At 47.2% G+C, this 24,623-nt stretch carries 25 protein-coding genes; 9 read left to right on the top strand and 16 right to left on the bottom strand.

What is annotated here, in order from left to right:
* Window positions 1-91 precede the first annotated feature (91 nt).
* Window positions 92-1,210, top strand: a complete 1,119-nt coding sequence (locus ACJAYR_RS05625; protein ID WP_415235688.1) for a substrate-binding domain-containing protein — start codon at window positions 92-94, stop codon at window positions 1,208-1,210.
* Window positions 1,188-3,800, top strand: coding sequence for an ATP-binding protein (locus tag ACJAYR_RS05620; RefSeq protein ID WP_415235687.1), 2,613 nt, complete (start codon window positions 1,188-1,190; stop codon window positions 3,798-3,800). The genes ACJAYR_RS05625 and ACJAYR_RS05620 overlap by 23 nt, the downstream gene beginning before the upstream one ends.
* 25 nt (window positions 3,801-3,825) lie before the next feature.
* On the opposite strand, the gene ACJAYR_RS05615 is transcribed toward ACJAYR_RS05620, so the two are convergent.
* Together ACJAYR_RS05615 and ACJAYR_RS05610 are read right to left on the bottom strand one after the other, a co-directional pair.
* Entirely contained in the window at window positions 3,826-6,087 is a 2,262-nt protein-coding gene (locus ACJAYR_RS05615; RefSeq protein WP_415235686.1) for a molybdopterin cofactor-binding domain-containing protein, read from the bottom strand.
* 3 nt (window positions 6,088-6,090) lie between these two features.
* Window positions 6,091-6,549, bottom strand: a complete 459-nt coding sequence (locus ACJAYR_RS05610) for a (2Fe-2S)-binding protein (protein WP_415235685.1) — start codon at window positions 6,547-6,549, stop codon at window positions 6,091-6,093.
* A 149-nt stretch (window positions 6,550-6,698) separates the two neighbouring features.
* On the opposite strand from ACJAYR_RS05610, the gene ACJAYR_RS05605 reads away from it, so the two are divergent.
* Both ACJAYR_RS05605 and ACJAYR_RS05600 read left to right on the top strand, forming a co-directional pair.
* Entirely contained in the window at window positions 6,699-7,373 is a 675-nt protein-coding gene (locus ACJAYR_RS05605; RefSeq protein WP_415235684.1) for a TetR/AcrR family transcriptional regulator, read from the top strand.
* Between the two features lie 134 nt (window positions 7,374-7,507).
* Complete coding sequence (locus ACJAYR_RS05600; protein WP_415235683.1) at window positions 7,508-8,308, top strand: methyl-accepting chemotaxis protein; 801 nt, start codon at window positions 7,508-7,510, stop codon at window positions 8,306-8,308.
* Window positions 8,309-8,364: 56 nt separating this feature from the next.
* Here the strand turns inward: ACJAYR_RS05600 and recQ are convergent, their stop codons facing one another.
* The 7 genes from recQ to ACJAYR_RS05565 form a co-directional block, all read right to left on the bottom strand.
* A complete protein-coding gene (gene recQ / locus ACJAYR_RS05595; protein ID WP_415235682.1) occupies window positions 8,365-10,155 on the bottom strand; it encodes a DNA helicase RecQ in 1,791 nt (596 codons plus the stop codon).
* Window positions 10,156-10,204: 49 nt separating this feature from the next.
* Complete coding sequence (locus ACJAYR_RS05590) at window positions 10,205-10,471, bottom strand: transposase (RefSeq protein WP_169545942.1); 267 nt, start codon at window positions 10,469-10,471, stop codon at window positions 10,205-10,207.
* 75 nt (window positions 10,472-10,546) lie between these two features.
* A complete protein-coding gene (locus ACJAYR_RS05585; protein ID WP_169545941.1) occupies window positions 10,547-10,873 on the bottom strand; it encodes a RebB family R body protein in 327 nt (108 codons plus the stop codon).
* Between the two features lie 54 nt (window positions 10,874-10,927).
* Window positions 10,928-11,245, bottom strand: a complete 318-nt coding sequence (locus ACJAYR_RS05580) for a RebB family R body protein (protein ID WP_415235681.1) — start codon at window positions 11,243-11,245, stop codon at window positions 10,928-10,930.
* A 115-nt stretch (window positions 11,246-11,360) separates the two neighbouring features.
* Window positions 11,361-11,717: a RebB family R body protein gene (locus ACJAYR_RS05575; RefSeq protein ID WP_169545939.1), complete on the bottom strand. Its 357-nt coding sequence runs from the start codon at window positions 11,715-11,717 to the stop codon at window positions 11,361-11,363.
* 44 nt (window positions 11,718-11,761) lie between these two features.
* Window positions 11,762-12,082 carry a RebB family R body protein gene (locus tag ACJAYR_RS05570; RefSeq protein ID WP_169545938.1) on the bottom strand — a complete coding sequence of 107 codons (321 nt, stop codon included), beginning with the start codon at window positions 12,080-12,082 and terminating at the stop codon, window positions 11,762-11,764.
* 52 nt (window positions 12,083-12,134) lie between these two features.
* Window positions 12,135-12,482: a RebB family R body protein gene (locus ACJAYR_RS05565; RefSeq protein ID WP_415235680.1), complete on the bottom strand. Its 348-nt coding sequence runs from the start codon at window positions 12,480-12,482 to the stop codon at window positions 12,135-12,137.
* Between the two features lie 213 nt (window positions 12,483-12,695).
* On the opposite strand from ACJAYR_RS05565, the gene map reads away from it, so the two are divergent.
* A complete protein-coding gene (gene map, locus ACJAYR_RS05560) occupies window positions 12,696-13,433 on the top strand; it encodes a type I methionyl aminopeptidase (RefSeq protein ID WP_415235679.1) in 738 nt (245 codons plus the stop codon).
* Between the two features lie 6 nt (window positions 13,434-13,439).
* Here the strand turns inward: map and ACJAYR_RS05555 are convergent, their stop codons facing one another.
* Together ACJAYR_RS05555 and ACJAYR_RS05550 are read right to left on the bottom strand one after the other, a co-directional pair.
* Window positions 13,440-13,898 carry a RebB family R body protein gene (locus tag ACJAYR_RS05555; RefSeq protein WP_415235678.1) on the bottom strand — a complete coding sequence of 153 codons (459 nt, stop codon included), beginning with the start codon at window positions 13,896-13,898 and terminating at the stop codon, window positions 13,440-13,442.
* Window positions 13,899-13,958: 60 nt separating this feature from the next.
* Window positions 13,959-14,360, bottom strand: a complete 402-nt coding sequence (locus ACJAYR_RS05550; protein WP_415235677.1) for a RebB family R body protein — start codon at window positions 14,358-14,360, stop codon at window positions 13,959-13,961.
* Between the two features lie 265 nt (window positions 14,361-14,625).
* Between ACJAYR_RS05550 and ACJAYR_RS05545 the strand changes: the two genes are divergently transcribed.
* Entirely contained in the window at window positions 14,626-15,336 is a 711-nt protein-coding gene (locus ACJAYR_RS05545; protein ID WP_415235676.1) for an RNA polymerase sigma factor, read from the top strand.
* Here the strand turns inward: ACJAYR_RS05545 and ACJAYR_RS05540 are convergent.
* Together ACJAYR_RS05540 and ACJAYR_RS05535 are read right to left on the bottom strand one after the other, a co-directional pair.
* Window positions 15,318-15,746: a DUF1801 domain-containing protein gene (locus ACJAYR_RS05540; RefSeq protein WP_415235675.1), complete on the bottom strand. Its 429-nt coding sequence runs from the start codon at window positions 15,744-15,746 to the stop codon at window positions 15,318-15,320. The genes ACJAYR_RS05545 and ACJAYR_RS05540 overlap by 19 nt on opposite strands.
* Before the next feature lie 90 nt (window positions 15,747-15,836).
* Window positions 15,837-17,165, bottom strand: coding sequence for a DEAD/DEAH box helicase (locus ACJAYR_RS05535; protein WP_415235674.1), 1,329 nt, complete (start codon window positions 17,163-17,165; stop codon window positions 15,837-15,839).
* Between the two features lie 500 nt (window positions 17,166-17,665).
* On the opposite strand from ACJAYR_RS05535, the gene ACJAYR_RS05530 reads away from it, so the two are divergent.
* Together ACJAYR_RS05530 and ACJAYR_RS05525 are read left to right on the top strand one after the other, a co-directional pair.
* Window positions 17,666-19,225 carry a SulP family inorganic anion transporter gene (locus ACJAYR_RS05530; protein WP_415235750.1) on the top strand — a complete coding sequence of 520 codons (1,560 nt, stop codon included), beginning with the start codon at window positions 17,666-17,668 and terminating at the stop codon, window positions 19,223-19,225.
* Window positions 19,226-19,323: 98 nt separating this feature from the next.
* On the top strand, window positions 19,324-20,148 hold the full coding sequence (locus ACJAYR_RS05525; protein ID WP_415235673.1) for a mechanosensitive ion channel family protein: 825 nt from the start codon (window positions 19,324-19,326) through the stop codon (window positions 20,146-20,148).
* Between the two features lie 52 nt (window positions 20,149-20,200).
* On the opposite strand, the gene ACJAYR_RS05520 is transcribed toward ACJAYR_RS05525, so the two are convergent.
* The 3 genes from ACJAYR_RS05520 to ACJAYR_RS05510 all read right to left on the bottom strand — a co-directional run bounded on the left by ACJAYR_RS05520 (window position 20,201) and on the right by ACJAYR_RS05510 (window position 23,220).
* Window positions 20,201-20,650: a potassium channel family protein gene (locus ACJAYR_RS05520; RefSeq protein WP_415235672.1), complete on the bottom strand. Its 450-nt coding sequence runs from the start codon at window positions 20,648-20,650 to the stop codon at window positions 20,201-20,203.
* Between the two features lie 127 nt (window positions 20,651-20,777).
* Entirely contained in the window at window positions 20,778-22,382 is a 1,605-nt protein-coding gene (locus tag ACJAYR_RS05515) for a GMC family oxidoreductase (RefSeq protein ID WP_415235671.1), read from the bottom strand.
* Window positions 22,383-22,425: 43 nt separating this feature from the next.
* Window positions 22,426-23,220, bottom strand: coding sequence for an AraC family transcriptional regulator (locus ACJAYR_RS05510; RefSeq protein WP_415235670.1), 795 nt, complete (start codon window positions 23,218-23,220; stop codon window positions 22,426-22,428).
* Window positions 23,221-23,322: 102 nt separating this feature from the next.
* Here ACJAYR_RS05510 and ACJAYR_RS05505 point away from each other — a divergent pair, with 102 nt between their 5' ends.
* Window positions 23,323-24,576: an NAD(P)/FAD-dependent oxidoreductase gene (locus ACJAYR_RS05505; protein ID WP_415235669.1), complete on the top strand. Its 1,254-nt coding sequence runs from the start codon at window positions 23,323-23,325 to the stop codon at window positions 24,574-24,576.
* Window positions 24,577-24,623: the final 47 nt, after the last annotated feature.

Raw genomic sequence — 24,623 nt, 5'->3', positions numbered from 1 at the left:
AGTTTATACCATTTAATTATATTTTTATAAAAACGGACATTTTTTCGATTATTTTGTATAGTATGTCTGGGTGGTGAAGAAGGATACATAAATGTATTTACTGAATAAAGTCACGTTGTCTATGGTTTTATCCGTGGTGATTTGTCTTTCTTTCTCTCAAGCCACCTATGCAGATACCCGATTTGCAGACTATTGGACCGTCGAAGAATATCAGACGCTTTATCCCTCTGAGAAAAAGAAAAGTTCAGCGTTTATTGAACGCGTTCGGCAGCATGCAGCCCCTCACAAAAAAATCACCAAGCCGCTGAGAATTGGTGTTATTTATCCTGGGCTTCAAGCATCTGATTATTGGCGCCGAAGTGTCCTTTCCATGAAGGCCCGATTGGATGAATTGTTTTCTAATGTAGAAATTATCTCACAATTCACATCACCAGACACGGCGATAGCAGAACAGGCCCAGCAATTGGGGAAGTTCTTAACGAACGAAGTCGATTATCTTGTTTTTACATTAAATGCATCACGCCATAAAAAGCTGATCAGAAGTGTCTTATCGCAAAACAAGACAAAACTTATTTTACAGAATATTACAACACCGCTTAAATCTTTCAGCGATCAACAGCCGTTTCAATATGTTGGGTTTGATCATGCGTCAGGAACGGAAATTCTGGCGCAGGAATATTTGCGCAGAACCAATTTCCAGGCAACCTATGCTATTCTTTTCGGGCCGCGCGGATATGTAAACGACATGAGGGGCGGAACATTTCTATTGGAAATGCAGCAACATAGCCGGATGGTCCTTGCGGATTCATATTATGTAGGTTTTGATCGATTGAAGGCGCAAAGAGCGACATTGGATATTTTGGATAATAATCCGGAAATCGATTTTATCTTCAGTAGTTCCACAGACATTGCCCTTGGGGTAATTGACGGGTTGAAAGAGAGGAACAAGCTTGGTCAGGTTATGACCAATGGATGGGGTGGGGGAGATAGCGAGCTTGAGGCCATTAATCGAGGTGATCTGGATTTCACGGTCATGCGGATGAATGATGATAATGGTGTCGCAATGGCGGAGGCTGTCTATCTGGATCAAATTGGTAAAAGTGAAACGATCCCGCTTGTTTTCTCAGGAGATATTATTCTCGTTGAAAAAGGCATATCAAAAGAACAGATTATGGAACTGAAAAAACGTGCCTTTAGATACTCAAACTAAAAAAATTCCAAAACGGGAATACCGGCTGTCCTTTATAATGGCGGTGGGGCTTTTCCTGATTATGCTTGCCCTGACGCTCGGGGTTCTTGGTTTTACGTATCAAAGTTCTCTCATTCTTTTGGACCAGAAACGGGAGTATCAGAAAAATCTCGGGAAGGTTGTGAGTGACCTTGTCTTCGATGCTCAAATAACGGGTGTTCAGAATATTGTCAATTTAACAGCTGAGGATGCGATCTTTCAAGGAAGCCGAGATCGTGCCGATCAGAATGCCATAGTGCCGTATCTTCGCGGTGTCTTTTATGGGCAAAAAGAAACAGATTTAGGATTTCTCGCGTTACTGTCATCTGACAATAAAGTCCAAGTATCATTTTATAATGAATTATTTCCGATCGAAGAAATAATTTCGAAAATAGAAAACAGGCGCGGGGACGAACGAAGATGGGCCTGGGTGTCGCAAGTGGCCAGTGGCTCCGATCCGATCGTTCTCGTATATTTCAAGCGTGAAGTTTTAGATAACCTTACGGGACGGGTTGCCGGGCATTTGGTCGGTGGCTTTTTTATAAATAGTGATCAGGAAATTATTCAATCCATAAGGAGACAGGTCGGTTCAGATTTTTCCGCGGTTGTGTTTCGCGGTAACATCTTAACGCATTCAGGTGAACTGCCTGGCGATATCGGAAGACACATAACGCAAAGCGGTGTCGATTTAACTGAGCATGGTCCAGACGTCCATTATCTTTTTGGATCGCAGATACTTACAGAGAAAATATCAGATTCTCAATTTCATATTCTTCACGGATACGAGATTTCTGACGAGGCAAGTGTTGATCAATTCTACCTGATCTCGGTTGGGGTCGCGGTCATTGTCATATTGGCGTTATCGATTGTGATCGCTATGTTGGCAAGAAAGCTTTTTTTGAAGCCAATCGGGGATCTTGTTGTTTATGCACGCCGGGCTGAACGACAGGAAAGTAAACCGCAATTGCTACAATCCCCAATTAAGGACTTTAATATCGTCGGGCAGAATTTGGCAAATGTCATTACCGCGTTTCAAGAAAGTGAAAAGCGGTTTCAGGATTTCGTATCTGTGTCGTCGGATTCTGTATGGGAAACGGATGCGGAAAACAGATATGTCTATGTGTCCAGAGAGGCCAATTCCGGTCAGAATATGGATCTGAATAATATCGTTGGAAAAAAACGCTGGGAAATACAGGGTGTTGATCAAGAGTATAGTGATTGGAATGATCATCGACAGACTTTGGCCAGGCAAATGCCCTTCCGAAACTATGTGTTCCGCCGGATTGATCCAAACGGGAATATTAAATACTGGTCAGCCAGCGGAAAACCCAGATACGATCAAGACGGAACCTTTATCGGTTATCGCGGAACTTCTAGAGATATCACTAGTGAAGTAGAGGCTCAGAAGGAAGCGGATAAAATTCAGGATCAGCTGCGGCAGTCGCAAAAGCTTGAAATTGTTGGGCAATTAACAGGCGGTGTTGCTCATGATTTCAATAATTTATTGTCTGTTGTTCTGGGTAATCTTGAACTGATTGAAGAAGCCAAGCTTTTAGAGGGCGGTTTTGCACAGAATTTGGCGGATGCGATTAAAGGAGCCGAACGCGGCGCCTTGCTGACCCATCAGCTTCTGGCTTATTCGCGACAACAAACATTGAACCCGGTCGTCGTTGAAGCCGGATCCGTCATTCTTGAAATGCGTAGTTTGTTAGAGCGGGCACTTGGTGAGCTGGTGAACGTGAAAACAAATTTGAGAAATGACTGCAACGTTCTGATCGATCCTGCCGAACTCGAAAATGCTCTTCTAAATCTTGCTGTGAATGCGCGGGACGCGATGCCAAATGGCGGCGAATTGCTAATCGAATGTTTCACAACATCTTTAGATGAAGAATACACTGATAATATACCGGAGCTTAAGGCGGGTGAGTATGTCTGTGTCGTCGTGAGTGACACAGGTGAAGGGATTGCTGAAGACATCAAGGAAAAAATCCTGGAGCCTTTCTTCACCACCAAAGAGGTCGGGAAGGGAAGTGGTCTTGGATTAAGTATGGTTTTTGGATTTGTAAAACAGTCAGGCGGCCACATTACTGTCTATAGTGAAGTTGGAAAAGGAACCTCAATCCAACTTTATCTTCCGCGTGTTAAAATGGGTAAACAGAACAAAAAGGATGCTAAAGAGCAGCTTTTGCACCAAGGGCACGGTGAGGTGGTCCTAATTGTGGAAGACAATCCCGATGTGCTGAACCTTGTCTCAAAGCAGATTGGCTCTATCGGATATACTCATCTGGAATGTTCTGATAGCAGTGCGGCCATCGAAATATTGAAAACCCAATCGGTTGATCTTCTTCTCTCTGACGTAATCCTGCCGAACGGATTAAACGGTTTAGAGCTGATTTTAGCTGCAAAAGAAATCCGGCCTGATCTACCGGCTGTCTTGATGTCAGGTTTTACCGGAAATGCAATCTCATCTAAAGAGAAACTGCCCGATGGTATAGAGATACTATATAAGCCGTTCACCAAGATCAGGCTGTCAGAAGCATTGCATAGAGCCCTTCACGTCAACAAGCGGTAAGCCGTTTGACGTGAAGGTTTAATATTTAGACAGAAAAACCTGATTTTGAGATAGGCAGTTCCCGTATTCTGGTTTTCGTAACATTGAAAATCGCGTTTGTAAGGGCTGGCGCGATAGGCGGTGTCCCCGGCTCGCCGATCCCCCCTAATGGGCGACCAGAGGCGGCCAGATGAACTTCAATATCCGGACACTGAGCAAGTTGCATCATTTCGTAATCTGGAAAATTGCTCTGCTCGACGCGTCCATCTTTAAGGGTAATCTCCCCGAATAAAGCGGCGGTCAGGCCAAAAATAATAGCGCTTTCCATTTGAGCGACGACAGTATCAGGATTAACAACTTCACCGCAGTCAACAACACAATATACCTTGTCAATTTTGATTGTCTGATCATCAAGCATGGTTATTTCAACAACCTGTCCGACGATTGAACCAAACGATTCATGAAGGGCTACACCACGCCCCCGGTTTTCTCCAAGGGGTTTTTGCCATCCACTGACCTGTTTCAGTTTTTTCAGGACATTTGAATAATCTGGATGGTTTCCAAGATGGGATAAACGGAAATCGATGGGATCCTGTTTGGCGGCAGTGGCCATTTCATCCATAAAGCTTTCTGTGAAAAAACCATTATAGGAATGACCAACACTTCGCCAGAATCCAACGGGAACAGGGATCTGGGTCGGAACATGTTCGACAAGCATATGCGGGAATTGATAGGCGATATCCGCGGCCCCTTCGGCTGTTGTGTTGTCAGGCATATCCGCCCCTGCCCATGGCAGAAGCCTTTCGGTAAAGGAACGTGCAACCGAAGGGCTTGCCAATCGGGTATGCCAGCCATTGATGGTTCCACCATTATTCAGAGTCGCTTTGAAGTCAGCCATTGCGGCAGGGCGATACATGTCATGCTGGATGTCGTTTTCTCGGGTCCAGACGAGTTTTACCGGGCGTCCGGGCAGTTCTTTGGCAATCGTAACGGCCATAACAACATAATCAATTTCAATACGGCGTCCAAAACCACCCCCCAAAAATGTTGAATTCACTTTGACATTTTCGGCGGGCACATCAGCGACTTTCTCTGCAAACCAGGCGGCGAGTGTTGGGGATTGGTTCGGTGCCCATATTTCAACAGAATTATCATCCACCCGCGCCGTGCAATTCATCGGCTCCATGCAGGCATGTGCAAGAAAAGGTGCTTTATAGCGTGCGGAAACAACGTTCGAATTCGAACCGATTTCAGCAAGAACATCGCCGCTTTCGGCGTAAGAACGCCCGTCAGAACTGTTCAGTCCTTTTTCATACGCATCAAAGATCATTTGCGTGGAAAGCGCCCGGTGTTCACCGTCGTCAAATTCAACAGGCAATGCTTCGACCGCTTTTTTTGCGCGCCAGAAACTGTCTGCAATGACTGCAACGCCCGTTTCAAATTTTACAGCCTTGATGAAGCCAGGCATGGATTTTACAGCTTCAGGGTCCCATGATGCAACGGTTCCACCAAAAACGGGAGAAAGCTTCACCGCGCTATAGGCCATTTCCGGAAGATCAATATCCACGCCAAAAAGGGCGCTACCATCTACCTTCCCGGGAATGTCCAACCGTTTTTGAGAGGTGCCAATAACCCGGCGAATGCCTTTGTCTTTTAGTGGGATATCCGACGGCAGAGGCTGCTTTGCCGCAAATTCGACAATGTCTGCATAGGGTGCTGATTTTCCAGAAGCGGCATGGCGAATGGTTCCTGATTTTGCTTCGCACTCTTTCGCTGAAACGCCCCACTTGCTGGCGGCACCTGCGATGAGCATTTCGCGCGCAGTCGCACCAGCCTGTTGCATGGGCAGCCAGGAATTTCGAACACTTGTGCTGCCGCCAGTCGCTTGCAAGCCAAGCATTTCACCTACATTTTTCATACCCCAAGCACCGATAGTGGCTTCGCCCTTATGATGGGCATCTGAAAAGGGAAGGCTGTCCATCAGCGCGACGACATTGGCGTAAACCGGATCAATTGGCGCGGGTTCGGCCGTGATTTGGTCTAGCGATACTTCCAACTCTTCAGCGACCAGCATTGCAAGGGCCGTAAAGATGCCTTGGCCCATTTCAGCCTGCGGTATTGCAATGGTAATTTGACCCTCTTTGTCAATTTTTACATAGGCGTTCAGGGCAAATTCGCCTTGGCCTGTCGTTGCTTTTAGCGCGGTATTTGCAGGTTTTTCATCCCGCAGCCCATATCCGATTGCGATCCCGCCACCGACCAGAGCGCCAGCAATAAGAAACTTCCTACGTGTCAGCAATTTTGCCATGATTTATGATCCCGACTGTTGTTTGGCCGCAGCATGAATAGCTTTTCGGATACGTGGATAGGTGCCGCATCGGCATACATTTGTCACTGCGTCATCGATATCTTCGTCACTTGGCTCCGGGTTGTCGTTTAGCAAAGCGGTCACCGCCATGATCATGCCTGACTGACAATACCCGCATTGTGGGACCTGCTCGTCAATCCAGGCTTGCTGAACGGCTGTGACGGTACCGTCAGAAATGCCTTCAATCGTTGTAATCTCGGATCCTACAGCGGCACTTACCGGATAGGAGCAGGAGCGTACCGGTTCTCCGTCAATATGGACGGTGCAGGCGCCACAGGCGGCGACACCACAACCAAATTTAGTGCCAGTAAGTTTAACTGTGTCCCGAATAACCCATAACAGGGGGGTGTCTGCCTCGACATCCACATTCTGAAGGGTTCCATTGATTGAGAGAGTTAGCATAGTTTGTCCAATATCAATTTAAATGACCGCTGGTCATAATATGATAATATCTGCTATCTTTTGTCAAGCGTCGCAGGGTAATCGTGATTATCTATTTATTTTCTTGGCATTTCAGGAGATAGTGCCGTGAAAAATTCAAGGTATTGAGTATGGGTGACATGTCTGTCAAAAGGGCGACTAACGAACGCCAAAAGGAAGCAAGGCGGGACGCGATTTTGCACGCGGCCCGGTCTTTGTTTATGGAAGCGGGTTTCTTCGACGTTAGTATGGCGACGATTGCCAAGCGGGCAGGATTAGCCAAGGGAACGGTCTATCTTTACTTCAAAACCAAAGAAGAAATATTTCTTGCATTGTCGACAGAAGAGATAACTGTCTGGCTGGATCGGGTCGACATGTCATTGACGGAACACCAACCGGGCATGCCGATCGATCATTTTGTGTCGGTGATCCTCGAGACGCTTGACGACAGGCAGGTGATGCTCCGTCTCATAACGCTGCTTCATTTGGTGCTTGAAAAAAACATTTCATATGAGGAAGCTTTTGCTTTCAAGATGTATTTAAAAACCAGATCAGAGCAAACCGCCCAACTGATTGAGCGGGCCCTACCGTTTTTGACGCCAGGGCAGGGGCTTGAGGTTTTGTCTACCCTGCACTGTCTTGTCGTTGGATTGGGGCAGATGTCGGATCCGTCTCCGGTCCTTGCAAAAGTATTGGAACACCCAGAACTGGCCCCGTTTAGAGTAGATCTGAAGCAGAACTTGTTGACGATTTTTTCCCATATTCTGAACGGCATGAAAAATTCACTCGACCAGGCAAAACCTTAAAGAGAATTTTTGATTTCGTTATTCTCTATCGTTACGGATTGTTAACCACTCCGACTTAGGTTGATCCCTCAAAATAACACGGCGGCCCTCGCTATGCATTCATCGGGTCGTCACGCACGGAGTGGGGGATCATCGTGAACGATTTTACAGTAAATGAAACATCAGGGGAAAATACAAATAAGGGGGAGCTTCTGAATACCGTCAACAATTTGAAGAATGTTGTTGTCAATTCAGAGGGTATTGCCGCGCAGACCCGTACTATTCAACAGTCTGTCGAAATGGTGCGTACGTCGATTGGACAGGTTCGCGAGAACCGAAACGAAGCCAAGAAAAGCGCTGAAGATGCGCAAGGCTCAGCTGCACGCAGCCGTCAGATCGTTAATCAAACCGCTCAGAATATGGAAGAAATCGCGTCCGCAGTTGGTCGAGCCACGGATAGCATTGGCGCGCTCTCAGAAGCATCCAAGCAAATTGCGGGTATGGTTCAGTCAATCGAAGACATTGCGTCGCAAACCAACTTGCTGGCTCTGAACGCGACGATTGAAGCGGCGCGTGCGGGTGAAGCAGGCAAAGGCTTTGCCGTCGTAGCGGGTGAAGTGAAAAGCCTTTCAACACAAACAGCAAAAGCGACAGATGATATCCGCCAGCGGATAAACCGTTTAACTGAAGAAATTGGTGTGATTATCGCGTCAATGGATAGTGGGACGAGTGCCGTTGAAAAAGGTCGGGAAACAATGCAGGAAACGGTAAGCTCAATGGATGAGTTGATCGAGTATATTGGGCGGACGGCAAATTCACTGGTTACAAATAACTCGATCAGTGATCAGCAAAATGAAGCGATCAGTTCTATTCTTGATGGATTGTCTTCGATCGAAAGTGAAAATAGTAACAGCCGGAAAACTGTGGAAACAGCCTTGACAAAACTGGCCAGCTAATCGTTTCCAGCTAGACTTTTGAAAAAAAACGTTTCCCTTGTTTGGGAAGCGTTTTTTTATTCGCTGTTTAGAAGTTCCAGAAAAACAGGCCCGTATTTTTCTTTTTTTACAGCGCCGACCCCGGCAAGTTCGCCAAATTCGGTCAGGTTTGCCGGCTTGTTGGTTGTTATTTCAATCAGCGTTCGATCATGAAAGATAACGTAGGGCGGGATATTCTGACTTTTTGCAAGATCCAGCCTGAGGGCTTTGAGGCGATGAAAAAGGGCGGTGTCAGCGTCGGTTGACAGCGTAATTTCGGATTTCACCTTCTGTTTTTTACGGTTCCGGCTAAATTTCCGCACCGAGAACACTTCCTGTCCCTTTAGAAGGGCTCTGCATTTCTCATTGAGAGAGAGGCTGCCATATCCTTCTGTGTCCGCAGAAATATAGGCCAAAGAGAGCAATTGCCGAATTAGGGTTTGCCATTCTGGACGGGTATAAAAGGTTCCTTTGCCATATACAGGCAGGCTGTCATGCTTGGCCCGTTTGATTTTGTCAGTATCTGCACCCATTAAAACATCAATGATATGGCCGCTTCCAAATATCTGTCCGGTTCGATAGATGCATGATAGCGCCATTTGGGCGGCTTCAGTGCCATCCTGAATTTCCGGGGGCAATAGGCAGTTGTCGCAATTTCCGCAATCTTCCTCAAGCGTTTCGCCGAAATAGTCCAGCAGAACCCGCCGACGACAGTCCAGCGTTTCACAATAATAAAGAAGCGAGGAGAATTTTTGCTGCTCAATCTTCTGTTGTTCGGGCGTTGAGTTTCCGCCTAACAGCTGTTGAATTTTAATAATGTCCTGATGACCAAATGCAAGCCAAGCTGTCGCAGCCAATCCATCCCTGCCTGCCCGCCCTGTTTCCTGATAATAGGCTTCAAGATTTTTGGGTAGATCAAGATGGGCAACATAGCGGACATCCGGCTTATCAATCCCCATACCAAAGGCAATTGTTGCGACAACGATGACGCCTTCTTCTTTAATGAAGCGTTCCTGGTTTTTCGCCCGTATTTCGTTGGAGAGGCCCGCATGATAAGGAAGAGCCCTAAAGCCTTTTTCTTGCAGTTTGGCGGCGACCGTCTCTACTTTCTTGCGTGACAGGCAATATATGATCCCGGCATCGTCTGGATGATTGTTCTGAATGAAGTCCAGCAATTGCGAGAAACCGTTCTTTTTTTCAATCAGGTGGTACTGAATGTTCGGCCGGTCAAAACCAGATTTGTAAACGGTTCCGTAGTGCAGATTTAATCGTTCGATGATGTCTTTTTGTGTCGGGCTGTCTGCGGTCGCTGTCAGTGCAAGTCTGGGGACGTTTGGAAAACGGTCATGCAACACGGACAGCCTAAGATATTCCGGTCTGAAATCGTGACCCCACTGGGAAACACAATGTGCCTCATCAATGGCAAAAAGGGCAATGTTCAAACCAGCCAGAAAGTCTAGAAATCCATTGGCGAAAAGCCTTTCAGGCGCAATGTAAAGGAGTTTCAATTCGCCGTTTTTCAGGGCATCCAGAACAGCACGTTGTTCTTGCGTGGCATGAGACGAGTTCAATGCTGCCGCCGCGACACCCAATTGTTTAAGGGCCTCCACCTGATTTTGCATAAGTGCAATAAGGGGAGAGATAACAATCGTTACGCCGTCCATACATAAGGCTGGAACTTGATAGCACAGGGATTTACCACCCCCTGTCGGCATTAAAACCAGGGCATCCCGGCGGGCGAGGGCGTGCTCGATTACGGCTTCTTGCTGGCCACGAAATTCTGGATAACCAAAAACGGATTGCAATATCTGGGTAGGTTTACTCGACATACCCCCTTTATAGAGGGGGTCTGAAAGAAGGCAATGTTTTTAGGCTGCCTTAAAGCGTCTGTTGCAATTTTTCTTTAAGAGCATGGATTTCAAGCGCAGCATCGGCGAGAAGATTTTTCAGGCGGTTATTTTCGTCCGTGATCCGGGCCAGCTTTTTTAACTCCGTGTTATCAGAGGCCAAAGCTTTCTTTTTCCAGCGATAGAGCGTGGCTTTCGAGATTCCAAATTGCTCTGCCGCCACGTCAATTGGCAAGCCATCCTCTATTTGTTGAAGAATTTCGTAAATTTCTGTCAGGGAGTGATGCTTTCGTTCCATGAGCCAGGTTTTCCGCGGTTACAAATTACTATTCAAGAGCCAAACCGGCATCGTTTCAGATGCGTCGCCCAGCGCTTATTTACTCATTTCGCTCACGACGGCCTGCAGGGCAGCAAGATTGTCCGTCACGGCGCTACCAGAGATTAGATCCTGAGACGCTTTTGCCGCAGCCATAGGGTCTGTTGTCAACAATTGACGGGATGCAGCCAGCGTAATGGCGTTATGAATGGAATAACTATGTTGCTGCTGTGCAATGACATTTTGTAAGGCCAGACCGATACTATGTGCCATCTGCTGATAGAGCATTCCAACTGCTTCAGCGGGGGCTTCGCCGACAACTTTCATACTTGTTTGGGAAATAGCATCTGTAACTTGGCTGTTTACATAATTTTCTTCTGTCATTCCCTTACTCCTGTTGCCGGATACTGAAGGAGAGCGCGTCTCTTAAAGAGTGGTTCAGCTTTTTGTCGCTGATTTGGTTTCAACAGGCGGAGCCTGAACGATAATGGGCTGCACGATTGTTTTTGGTTGCGCATTTTGCAGGATCAACTGGATGTTCCGCGACAAGGCCGCTAGATTCACGCTGTTGGCGTTTTGCTGGTTTGACACCGCGTTTTGGGCAGATGTTCCAATCGATTGTGCGATCGTCTGATACAACGTGCCCATAGAGTGAGCCGCAGACATACCTGTGGCAATCATGTTGGATTGGGTCACAGCATCGGTTATCTGGCTGTTCACCGATTTTACAGAGCCATCACTAGTTTTTGTTGTCATCTTGAGTCCATCCTTGACGATTGATTTCCGAATTACAGTAACGAGACGTCGTTATCGTCCGATTTGTGAGATTCAGAGGGAGGTGGCCATGCGGCCACCTCCGTTGGAGACCGATCTAAGAACCAAAAGCTGGTGAGTTCGGGTTAGGTTTGTTGAACGCTGCCATAACACCCTTCAGGGATGCCATGGATTCGGCAACCGGGCTGCCACTCAGGATTTCCTGTGTTGCCTTGCCGGTTGTTGCCGTATCCAGAGTGTACAGAACCGTTACGGCACCTGTTACAACAGCAGAATCGATAGAGTTCTTATGCTGCTGGTTTGCGACCATGTTCTGCATGGACATACCCGTGCTTTGTGCAAGCATCTGATAAAGCATACCCATTGATTCCGCTGGGGCATCACCCAGAACTTTAACATTGGACTGCGTGACCGCATCTGTGACTTGGCTGTTCATCCACGTATTCTCCGCCATGTTGGCACTCCTTTAAATAAATAATCTAAACTTGGTTGCTACCCTTAAAATCCAGCTGCGGCGGCCTGTAGAGCCGTGATTGATTCTGCAACCGGGTTACCTGACAGAACCTCTGAGGTTGCTTTCGCCGCAGTGGACGCACCAAGGTTATAAAGAACGCTTGTGCCCTGGGTTGTGACCGCAAGGTCAATGGTTGCAGCGCCCTGCTGGTTGGCTACCGCGTTTTGCATGCTGGCACCAACGACCTGACCAAAGACCTGGTAGGTATTGGCCATGGAAACCGCGGGGGCTTCGGCAAGGTTGGTAACGTTTGCTTGGGTAATTGAATCCGTGATTTGGCTGTTTACTGGTGTATCGCCGGGCATTCTCGTAACTCCTTAAACTAAAAATTGAAAATCAGGATGAACCTGTCGCGGGTTATTCCGATGGCGGTGTTTTGGCAGCCTTCAGTTCACTGAGAAGCGCCTGCAGGGTAGAAAGAACTTCATCATCGGAGTTGCTGACGATGACATTCTTTACAGAACTGGCGTCAGCCGCTCCGTCCAGATTGAACAAAAGGCTGATGCCCTGAGAAACAATGGCAGAATCAATCGTGTTCATATTCTGCTGGTTGGAAACGGCATTTTGCATGGCCACGCCAATCGATTGGGCAAGAACCTGATATGCGGTCGCCATAGATTGTGCGGGAGCTGTTCCTAGGACAGTCAGATTACTTTGGCTCACTGCATCGGTAATTTGACTGTTTACGGGTGTATCCTTCGCCATGCCGTTTTCCTTTGTTATTCAGATTAAACTGAATGCGAAATGTTTCTCATTCGACAGCGGAAAGACGGTTATTTTTGAGAAAATGTGAAAGAAATGAGGCATTTTCTTTTTTTTTATGCGAAAAATCGCATTCAGATGCTACGATGATTTTAGAAAATTCTCAAAAATATCAATGCGTTGAATGACATACAAAGAGATGTGGCAAATAATAAAATGATTGCGCGGACAGATCAGGACTTTAAAGGTCTGAAGGAAATCGGAAGAATAATTCGAATTATTCTGGATGAAATGGAAACACTGGTTCGGCCTGGTGTCAGTACTCTGGAACTTGACCAAAAAGTCGGAGAACTTTTATCTCTTCATGGCGCGCGTTCAGCCCCCAAGCTTGCCTATAATTTTCCCGGTTACAGTTGTATAAGTGTTGCTGATGAAGCGGCTCATGGCATTCCCGGACCTCGAATTCTGCAAGAAGGGGAATTGGTGAATATTGACGTTTCTGCAGAAAGAAAGGGATATTGGGCAGATTCTGGTAGATCCATGGCTGTCGGGAAAATTGATACCCATCTGCAAAAATTGTGTGACACAACCAAAAAGGCCCTGAACGCGGGGATCGGTGCTGCAAAAGCGGGCCAGCCAATTAATGCTATTGGCCGAGCGGTCGAGCAAACGGCAATAAATGGCGGGTTCGAGATTATTGACGGTCTTGTCGGGCATGGTGTGGGGCGCAATATTCACGAACCCCCGGAAGTTCATAATCGGTTTCAAGCCAGTGCCAGAAAATCGCTTCAGGAAGGGCTGGTTATCACGATTGAGCCCTTTTTGACCCCCGGTGTTGGTGAGTATCGGGAAGGCGAGGATGGTTGGACGCTTCTGACAATCGATGGGGCACCGTCAGCACAATATGAACATACATTGATCATTACCAAAGGTGCCCCGATCATCCTGACTTAGGGACCCTTACCCCCCCATTTTCTTGACGATGCTATCCATCGCAACAGCCGTTGCGGCGATGGCATCGGCTGTAATGCCCGCGATTTCCTGGCTTGTTTGCGCTGCAAGGGCTGTCGCTCCTGCATTGGAGACAGCGTTCAAACCTGTGACGGCGGTATTCGTCTGGGAATTCAGGGCCTGTGTGATGGCAGCCGTTTGGGCGTTATAGGATTCCCCAATTGTGGTTTTCTGAGAACTTAACACAGCCGCTTCAGCGTTTTTAAGCGCTGAAAGTGCGGCCCCGTTTGCGGTGCTCACACTATTCAGCACATTCGCGTTGATTGTCGCATTTTCCAAGGCAAGGCCAGAGGAGTGCGCTGCAAACTGATATAAAAGGCCCATCGCAAAAGAAGGGGATTCTTCTGTGTTTCCGAGGGAAAAAGGCATGGGTTTTGTTTTTGACTTCTTATCGTTTTCATCGGACATAATACTAACTTCCAGTCGTTAAGTGGAATAAGAAAAATTATTCAGGATTTGATAACCCGGTTAAGCTTCTTCCTCTGTTCCTGTGTTTTTATCCGCGTCTTCCTTTGCCGCAGGAGCCGCGGCGCCGGTCGCAATTGTCATAAGTTCCTGCCAGTATTTCAGGCGATCATTGATGGTGATATTATCGACGTTGCGGGTCAGTCCTTCCCACAGCATGGTGCCTGTTCCTGCGGCAACCGCCGCTGCCCCCATAATGTTAAGATGCTGCTGGCAGGCCACCAGATTTTGTGCACCAACCCCGTTCGCGTGGGCCATGGCAATCTGAATGCCGGCCATTGCCGTTGGTGCCGCACTGCCTAATACAATTTGGTTTAGAGCAATAACTGATTCTGTAACTTCATTAGTCCTGATAGAAGAAAAGTTTCTATTTAGATCATTGTTTGATGAATTTGACTCTACCATTATTTAAACGCCTCAAAATAAAAAATACTTATTGGAATTTTTTACTTAATCAATGGAAAAAATACACGGGTATTTTGTAAAATTTATTGTTTTTAACTGTAAGTTACTTTATTTTATTTGAAAATAATTTATAAGGGTAATTAAATATAAAAAAGCACTTTAAAAGTGCATTTCACAACTTAAGTCTACTAAACGAAACTTATACGCATCTTTAAAGAAAGTTATTCAACTTTAAGGATATAATTTTGTTGAGGAGATCCTTGTTGTGTCCTGTAATCTCGGTCAATCTGCTTCAGTCAATCCTTCCAAGAGCCACTCTCAATCATCAGTTCGAAAATTCGGTAAGTTTGAAGACGAAAATATAAACTTACCGGGGGCTGTGGTGCCTGCGGTTGCCTTGGTTGTGGAAATCGAAACCGGGTTGGACGCAGGATCAAATATTGAAGACGGCCCCTGTTTCTGGACGGCTTGGAACAATCACCGTGAATATTTAAGGCGCCTTAGTCTGATCTGGATGAATGTCAGTGCATCGGACGCTGAGGATGCCCTTAGTGTCGCGACATTGAGAGCATTTGAGAAATATAAGGAGAATGCGGCTCAGATTACCAACGAAAGGGCTTGGTTCGCACGGCTTTTACATAATATCTGTATCGACATTCATCGTGCCAACAAAAGAAGGTCGCGGCTGGGTGATAAAATTAAAGAGATTGTCGAAATCGATACCAGTACTGTTGAAAATGTGGAACTGACACCTGAGGCTGAATTGTTAAATTCAGAACTGGGACGATGTCTTGTTGGTGCGATTAAGGAGTTGCCGGAAAAACTGAAGGTTCCTTTGGTCATGCGTCTGGTCAAAGGTGAGGAATATGATGATATTGCCGCAGCCCTTAATATTTCTAATGACAATGCCCGTAAACGGGTGCAGCAGGCCCGTTCAATACTCCGCCAAAATCTGGGTTATTTAAGGGACAAGTGATTGTCTTTGCTTTTGTGATAGGTCAGTGCCTGATACAGGAAATTTTGAATTGTTTCCTTTGGACAGTCTGCCTTTTCAGAAAACAGGATCCCCCGGTTTTTATCAACTTCCTGTTCCGGATGGTCTTGTCGAAAGCGCGCGATAAGATCTGTTTGGCAATGAACAAAAACACCATATTGTGATTTTTTTGGCAGCCATTGCAGGCGAATTGGCGTCCCCGTTTTAGGTCGCTTTGTTTCGTAACTTGGATAGCCCCATTTTAGAGTTTCATGAATATCCCCGATCTCATCTGAGCTGTCCGAAAGTTCAAAAATTGTATGCCTGATAGACAAAAGCTGGTGGCGCACATTCTGTGGGTAAGATTGATAAAGCGCCGCGATATCTAAATTTTCGATTTGGTATTGAGGCATAAAAAAAGTCATCCTGTCGTCTCGACGTCAGGATGACTTTGTTGGAAAGAAGCGTCAATGGTATTTCATAAACGCTTCTGAAATTAATGCTTAACTGGCGCGTTTAAGTTTCGCACGCCGAGCATCTGCTCTTCCAGGAGCTCCATTCGGTTTTCCACCGGTCCGTTTGGCATTCTTAAATCCTGGCTTACCCTTGTTCTTTGAGAAGGCTTTCGGCCCCTTTCCGAACGTTTTTTTGGTAGATCCTCCTGGACGATGCTTTTTCTTTTTTTGTTCCGGCATCGGGAAGGGGTGATCGTTGTCAACTCTGACTTGTTGCTCAATAGCTTTCTCCACATTGCGCAGGAGGTTTCTTTCCCTCTGTTCGCACAATGAAATTGCAATTCCTTTCGCGCCGGCTCGACCTGTTCTGCCAACGCGGTGGACGTAATTCTCTGGTTCCATCGGTAAATCGTAGTTAATGACATGGGTAATGCCATTGACATCGATACCGCGTGCTGCAACATCTGTTGCAACCAAAATTGAGAAACGCCCATTTTTAAATGCGCGTAATGTACGCTCTCTGGCACGTTGCTGCATGTCACCGTGGATGGCGGAGGCTTTAACCCCTTCCAGTTCAGCTTCAATATCAGCAGCCAGGGCTTCGGTTGTTGCTTTAGTCCGAACGAAAACTATGACCCGCTCTTTCCCTTCTTGGGCAAGAAGGTGCATTAGCAGGTCTTTTTTGTGCTGATAGCTGACCATCAAGACAGAATGGTCAATCGTTCCGGCAACGACGGTTTCGCGTGGGGCTTCAACATAAACCGGATCATTAAGCAGTTCTTTGGACAAATGTTTGATTTGTGGGCTCATGGTCGCCGAGAACATGACGGTTTGATGATTTTCGGGAAGCTTCCCGGCAATTTCTGTGACGTCATCAATAAAGCCCATATCCAGCATTCTGTCAGCTTCATCCAGGATGAAGGTCTGAACATTGTCCAGTTGCACTGTCCCGCGCTTCATATGATCCATCAGGCGCCCTGGTGTTGCGACAAGAATGTCCACGCCCCGGCTAAGCTGTTGTAATTGAGGGCCGTATGGGGCTCCGCCATAGACAACTGTATGGAATAATTTGATGCCACGTGTGAAAAGCTGAATGCTTTTTGCAATCTGGCCGGCTAATTCGCGGGTTGGCGCAAGAATAATGGCCGAAGGTTTGTTTGGCTTTGGGCGAACGCGTTCGTGAGACAGGTTCTGCAGTAACGGCAATACAAAGGCCGCTGTCTTTCCGCCGCCTGTCTGAGCAATGCCCATCAGGTCTTTTTTGTCAAGCAGGTGAGGGATTGCTGAACTTTGAATAGGGGTTGGTGTGTCGAAGCCCTGTTTTTCCACGGCACGAAGAAGGGGCCCAACTAAGTTGAGATCCGAAAATACTGTCATCAATTCTGTCCTTTTAACAGACGATGCCTGACAAGAGCCAAGCATTTTTAAAGCCAAAAAGGCGGGAACCGTGTTTCCCAACCTGGCCCTGACAGTCTTGAAAAAGGACAATCAAACCAGCAGCGGCGTGAACGATGCCGCGGAAATACTGTTCACTAAACCTGATAATGTGATCGGGCTCTTAAAATAAGAACCTCGAAATAAGCGCCTTATCCAAGCGCAACAGCCGTATGATGGTTTTTAGATGTAAAGTCAAGCGGTCATTTGGTTCACCCAATTTGCAGAAAAAGCACGTTAATCCTTCCTAATGGCAGTTTTTTGCGGTTTTTTATTGGTTTTGAGGGCGGCGCAGTCGGCATTATGTGATTTTCGCGTGTCTGATATTCATTAAAATACTGGCTAAAAATCTCATTTTCCTATAGAACATCGGTCTTTATGTTGCAGCGCACATATTTCTGTGCGCTTTTTTTATTGTGTCAGCCGAGGTAAACGACGTGGACGTGAAAACGACTGGATTAAAAGCAGGGGGCGGCGAAACCATCTTTGGCCGCACAAAAACTGAACTTTTGTCAGGTTTGACTGTGGCACTGGCTTTGGTTCCAGAAGCCGTGGCATTCGCCTTTGTTGCGGGTGTTCATCCACTTGTGGGTTTGTATGCTGCCTTTATTGTAGGGTTAATTACAGCCTTGATCGGTGGCCGTCCGGGTATGATTTCCGGTGCAACCGGCGCGTTGGCAGTTGTTATGGTAAGCCTTGTCGCACAGCACGGTGTTGAATATCTGTTTGGTGCGGTTGTTCTGATGGGGATCCTTCAGATCCTTGCGGGCATCTTCCGCCTTGGTAAGTTTATCAGAATGGTTCCGCATCCTGTGATGTTGGGTTTTGTGAACGGCCTTGCGATTGTTATTTTTCTTGCTCAGCTTGGTCAATTCAAAGTGGTTGGCGAAGACGGTGCATTGGAGTGGTTATCCGGGACACCGCTATATACAATGCTGGGTCTCGTTGCCCTTACAATGGCGATCATATTCTTTATGCCTAAACTGACCAAGGCCATCCCGGCACCTTTGATCGGCATTGGCGCGGTTTCCTTTCTTGTTATCGGTTTGAACCTTGATGTGAGTACTGTTGGTGATCTGGCTTCGATTGCAGGTGGCTTGCCAGATTTTCACATTCCAATGATCCCGCTGACATTGGAAACACTTTGGATCATTCTGCCATATTCTTTGATCCTGGCGGCAATTGGGCTGATTGAAAGTCTTTTGACTTTGAATTTGGTTGCAGAGATTACGGAAACCCATGGCGGTGCCAGTAAGGAATGCGTGGCCCAGGGTGTTGCCAACACAGTAACCGGCTTTTTCGGTGGCATGGGTGGTTGTGCGATGATCGGTCAGAGTATGATTAATGTGACGTCAGGCGGACGGAAACGGTTATCCGGTATTTCTGCGGCGCTGTTCCTCTTGTGCTTTATCCTATTTGCCTCTCCATTGATTGAGCAAATTCCATTGGCCGCGCTGGTCGGTGTTATGTTCATGGTTGTGATCGGCACTTTTGCCTGGTCCAGTTTCAGAATTATCAATAAAATCCCGTTGTCAGACGCCTTCGTTCTTGTTTTGGTGTCCGCGATTACAGTGGTCAGTGATCTTGCTGTTGCTGTTGTCGCCGGTGTTATCGTGTCTGCCTTGGTTTACGCTTGGGAAAGCGCAAAAAAGATACACGTCCGAACCAGCATCAATAAAGAGGGCAGTAAAGTCTATGAACTGGAAGGGCCATTGTTTTTTGGTTCTGTCGCCAGTTTTCAGGAACTTTTTGATCCGAAAAATGATCCAGACGACGTTATCATCGATTTTAAAAACTCACGCGTGGTTGATCATTCAGGTTTGCAGTCCATTGACTCGCTTGCTGAAAAATACACAAATGCGGGCAAGAAACTGCATCTTCGCCATTTGAGCAAAGACTGTCAGGCACTTCTTCATAAAGCGCGTAATCTCGTCGAAATATCTGTGTTGGAAGACCCGTATTACGGAGTTGCTGCGGACTATGACAAAAATTATGCAGACTAGAACATCAGTTTTTTCAAAATCTCGTAGACAGTCAAATGAGACGCTGAAAGAATATAAGAGAAGAGATAATTTACGACAAGATAGGGGAGAGGGGTAATATGATGGAAAATCTGAACCTGGAAGAACTCATGCAAGACGTCCTGGCAATTGTCACGACGTATGGATTGGAAGTCCTGGGTGCGATTGTCATCCTGATCATTGGCAACATCGTGTCAAAGAGGGTACCCAAAACCCTTCTGAACGTGTTGACCAAGCGCGGTGTTGACCCGACTGTCATTAATTTCCTGTGCAGCTTAGTTCGGATGTCCATTCTAATCGTGACAATCCTGCTTGTTCTGGCCCAGTTTGGTGTTCAGACAGCAAGTTTGATCGCTGTTTTGGGTGCCGCAGGTCTGGCGATTGGCTTGGCATTGCAGGGTACGCTTTCCAATGTTGCTGGCGGCGTGATGCTCCTGTTCTTTCGTCCGTTACGGGTTGGCGATTATGTTGAAGCCGCGGGCCATGGTGGGACGGTAAAAGCTGTCGGCCTTTTTGTGACAGAGCTTTCAACACCGGACAATGTTCAGATTATTCTGCCCAACGCCAGTGTTTGGGGAAGTGCGATCAAGAACTTCAGTTTCCACGATACACGCCGCGTCGATCTGATCATGGGTATTGCTTATGAGGACGATATGGATAAGGCGATGAGTGTCATGCATGCGATCATCGCTGCCGACGCCCGGAGCATGAAAGATCCTGCGCCGATGATCGCTGTGGCAGAGCTTGCGGACTCATCTGTAAACTTTACAGTGCGCGTCTGGTGTAAAGGGAGCGATTACTGGCCTTTGAAGTTTGATCTGACAAAAGCATTTAAAGAAGGTTTCGACAAAGAGGGTATTACAATTCCTTTCCCTCAACAGGTTGTTCATCGCGTGGACGGCTAATTTTTTTTCTTTCGAAATACAAACCCTGCAAGAGCAATTCTTGCAGGGTTTTTTAATCGTCGCGAGACAGTGGCTGCATCATGCCATGTTTGCGCCAGAAGAACCCTCTCACATTCACCAGAAACGCCGTGCTCCATCCAAAAAGAAGGATGCCGCTTACGGCCTGCAATGAGGCCGTTAATTGCCAGGTTTCAGATAGAATAACATCCCCATAACCAAGCGTTGTGAAAGTCACGGTGGAGAAATAAACTGCTTCTGACATGGAGGTTGTCTCGCCGACCAGATGATAGAAGGCGGCCCAGATCCAGGCTTCGATTGTATGGGCAATAAACAACCCCAATACAACGACGATCATGATCACAACATGACCAAAAACCGGATACTTCAGATCCCATCTCGGCCCGCGACTTTTGACTCTTCTCAGCAACAGCTCAAGACATAAGGCATGATTGATTACACAAAGAATGATTAAAACAGTTCCGGAAAAAAGTTGTAAGAACATACGTTGCGTGCCTTGAAGAGCCTAAAATTCAATCTTATTAGAAGGACTTGCCTGTCCCGGGTCAAGGTTCGATTGGCAACAGACGAGCAATAATGCCCGTCTGTTGGCCTTCTGTGTTGTCCGTGTATCAGGCCGCTATTGTTGCCTTGCCCGCCTCCGCTTTTATCATGTCAGACGCTTTTTCTCCGATCATGATGGTCGGTGCGTTGGTATTGCCGCCGATGAGGGTTGGCATAATTGACGCGTCGGCAATCCTTAATCCGTCAAGCCCACGGACTTTTAATTCCGCATCGACGACAGCCATGCCGTCAGTTCCCATCTTGCAGGTACCAACCGGGTGATAAACCGTATCCGCTTTATTTCGTATTGCTTCAATAATGGCTTCATCATCGTCGAGATCTACAGGGTAGAGAGGCTCCCCACGATATGCATCAAAGGCAGGGGCGTGCAGGATGCGTTCCATGCCCTTAACCCCCTCCAGCAGTGTTTTAACATCGTCTTCATGATCCAGAAAATTTGGGTCAATACGGGGCGCAGAAAGCGGATTGGTATTATTGAGACCGACTGTTCCCCGGCTCTTGGGACGTAAAACACAACAGTGACAACTGAAACCACCGCCTAGATTTGTTTTGCGGGCATGATCATCCAGCATCCCGATAACCATATGTAGCTGATAGTCGGGGATCTCTTTTTCCGGGCTGGTTTTCAGAAAAGCCCCTATTTCGGCAAACGGCGTTGTTATCAAGCCTGTTCGTTGTTTACGCCATTCGAAGATCGCTTTAATGACTTTGGTTACACCCTTCAGATTGATCCCAAGAACATCTTCTGAATCGGATCGGTAGGAACTGACATAGTCGATATGATCCTGTAGGTTTTCTCCCACCCCCGGTAGTTCGTGAACCATATCAATGCCGAACGGTTTAATGGCCTTTTCAGGTCCGACACCAGATAGAAGCAGAAGTTGTGGCGTTGCAAAAGCACCGCCGCACAGGATCACTTCCTTTGCAGCTTTTACTTCTTTAGCCTGACCATCCTGAAGATATTGAATGCCCACAGCTTTTTTTCCTTCAAACAGAATTTTTGACGCTGTCGCATGGGTGATAACATCCAAATTAGGGCGGTTTAGGATAGGGGTCAGATACCCTTTGGCAGCACTCCATCTTTCTCCATTTTTCTGGGTGGTTTGATAGGGGCCGACCCCTTCCTGTGTATTCCCGTTAAAATCGTGATTGATTGGGAGTTGCAGCTCTTTTGCCGCATCCATGAAGACATCCCCGATTTTCATGGGAGAGGTTAAATTGGCAACGTTTAGAGGGCCGCCGATCCCGTGGTACTCATCCTCACCCCGTTCATTATTCTCAGCCTTTTTAAAATAGGGAAGAACCTCTTTATAGGACCATCCTTCATTGCCGAGGCTGGCCCAATGATCATAATCCCATTGATGGCCCCGCACATAGAGCATGGCATTAATAGAACTGGAGCCCCCCAGCGTTTTCCCTCGAGGCTGATATCCTTTTCGGTTATTCAGTCCAGGCTGCGGTACGGTTTCAAACGCCCAGTTGTTGATTTTTCTTGGCAGCATGACCGCGGTTCCGATGGGGGCGTGAATTAAAATGCTTTTGTCTGGACCACCGGCCTCCAAAAGACAGACTTTTGCTGATGGATCCTCTGACAGTCGGCTTGCGACAACGGATCCTCCTGATCCACTTCCGACGACAATATAATCGTACATTTTTTTTATCTCCCTGCTTTTGTTATTCTCTTATTTTTCGGCTCTATTCGTTGGTTACATTTTTAAAATACCGGGAAGGAGTTACGCCAATAATCTGCTTGAATACGGAAATAAACGCGCTGACACTTTCATAGCCCATGTCCAGTGCAACTTCGGTTACTGTTCTATCTTCCGCGAGCAGTTCTATGGCGGCCATGATCCGGCGTTGCTGTCGCCATTTTCCAAAGGTCATGCCGGTCTCTTTTTTAAAGAGGCGGGTCAGATTTCGGGCGCTGGTTCCGATCGACCTGGACAGATCTTGCAAATCGCGTGTGTCTGCTGGATCGTTCATCAAAATGGAAACAAGTTTCACTAAACGGTCATCCGTGGGCAAGGGCAGAAGCAACGGCGCTGTTTTAGCGCTTTGCATTTGGTCCAGAATGACGGCCATAATCCTGCTTTCTGGAGTTTCAGGTTCATATTTCGCCGGGAAACCCTCTGCGTGAGAGATAAGAGACGCGAGTAAGGGGGAGACCTCTAAAACGCAGCAGTCGGGCGGCATGTTTTCTGTTTTGTCTGCGTCTATATGAAGAACAAAAAACTTGGCAGCGGCATTGATGTTAATACTGTGTGTTTTTTCTGCTGGGATCCAAACAGCATGCCCTGGTGGTACAAGCCATCTGCCTTGCTCGGTCTGCACAAGCGCAACACCTTTTGCTGTATAGGCGAGCTGTCCCCATTTGTGATGATGGGCTTCAAAATCGATACCCGTTTCCACGAGGTCATAAACCCGAAGCGCGACAGGGCGTTTTACGAAATCATTCTTTGTATAGCTCGCCAAGGTTCGTTTATGGTGCATAATTGAACAGGCTACTCTTGAATAATGAGTGGGCCAAGAAAAAAATGACCATGGGTCGGTTGCAGTTATGAATGTTGTTTAGTGCTTTATTAGGAGGCGCAGGTGTCAGGTTCTTCTAGATGTGATGTTCTCGTTGTTGGGGCGGGAATTGTGGGTGTCAGTACCGCGTATTTACTGCAAAATGCAGGCCTGCAAGTGACGTTGGTTGATAGAAAGGGCCCCTGCGCAGGAACGTCTTATGGGAATGCCGGGGCTATCGTTGATAAATGCAGCGTGCCCAATTCACTTCCAGGTTTGTGGAAATCTGTGCCGTCCATGTTACTGGACACAACTGGTCCGCTGACTCTACGCTGGTCTTATCTTCATAAAATCGCGCCTTGGTTGTTCCGTTTTTTGGCGGAAGGCCGTATGGAACGCGTGGCACATAATGCAGCCGCTTTACGCCGGTTAAGCGAGACAGCCGCAGCAGACTGGCAATGGATCAGCGAGGCTGCTGGACTTTCTGACCTGGTGAAGGAAGTGGGCTGGTTGAAAGTTTATGACAGCGACGAAGGATTTGAAGGCACACGTGATGCCCGCGCTATTATGGATGCGCATGATACTGACTATGAAATTCTGTCTCAATCCGAACTGTATGATCTGGAACCTGGACTAAATCGCATTTTCAAATACGGTCTTTTTCAACGCAGTGCCCGCTTTCTGCTCAACCCTGAAAAAATGGTCAAAGGGATTGCGGATGCCTTTACCAAAATCGGCGGGAATATTGTGATCTCGGAAATTCAGCAGATTACTGAAAATGAACAGGGACTGGTTGCAACCGGCCAAAGCCACAAAATTGAGGCGGATCGGCTCGTTCTGTGCACGGGTGCGTGGTCAAAAAATCTGGCTGGACAATTTGGAGCGGATATTCCGTTGGATACAGAGCGCGGATATCACCTGATGTTCCAGACCCCGGACGGTCCAACGATCCAGCGGCCCATCGTTTATGGCGAAAAATCGTTCGTTCTTGCCCCGATGGAAATGGGTGTTCGGATGACAAGTCAGGTGGAGTTTGCAGGACTTGAGGCTGGCCCTGATTATCGGCGCATTCGGAAATTGGTCCCCTTAGCCCAGAAAATGCTACCGTCGCTGGATGGCAAAGAACAGGATGTCTGGCTTGGATACCGACCTTCGCTCCCAGATAGTTTGCCTGTTATCGGTCCGTCCCCAAGAAGTAACCGCGTGACTTTCGCGTTCGGGCATCAGCATTATGGAATGACCCTGGGGCCGACCACGGGCAGGTTGGTTCGGGACATCGTGCTTGGGAACCGGGACAGCCTGCCCCTGTGGCCCTATCGCGCGAACCGCTTTTTCTAGAATTGGTACCTTTGGACTTTAATTAATGGCTCTTTTGAAGGGACTGG

The sequence above is a fragment of the Sneathiella sp. genome, assembly GCF_047631475.1.
Lineage (GTDB): Bacteria > Pseudomonadota > Alphaproteobacteria > Sneathiellales > Sneathiellaceae > Sneathiella.
This window is presented reverse-complemented; position numbering and strand designations above follow the sequence as displayed.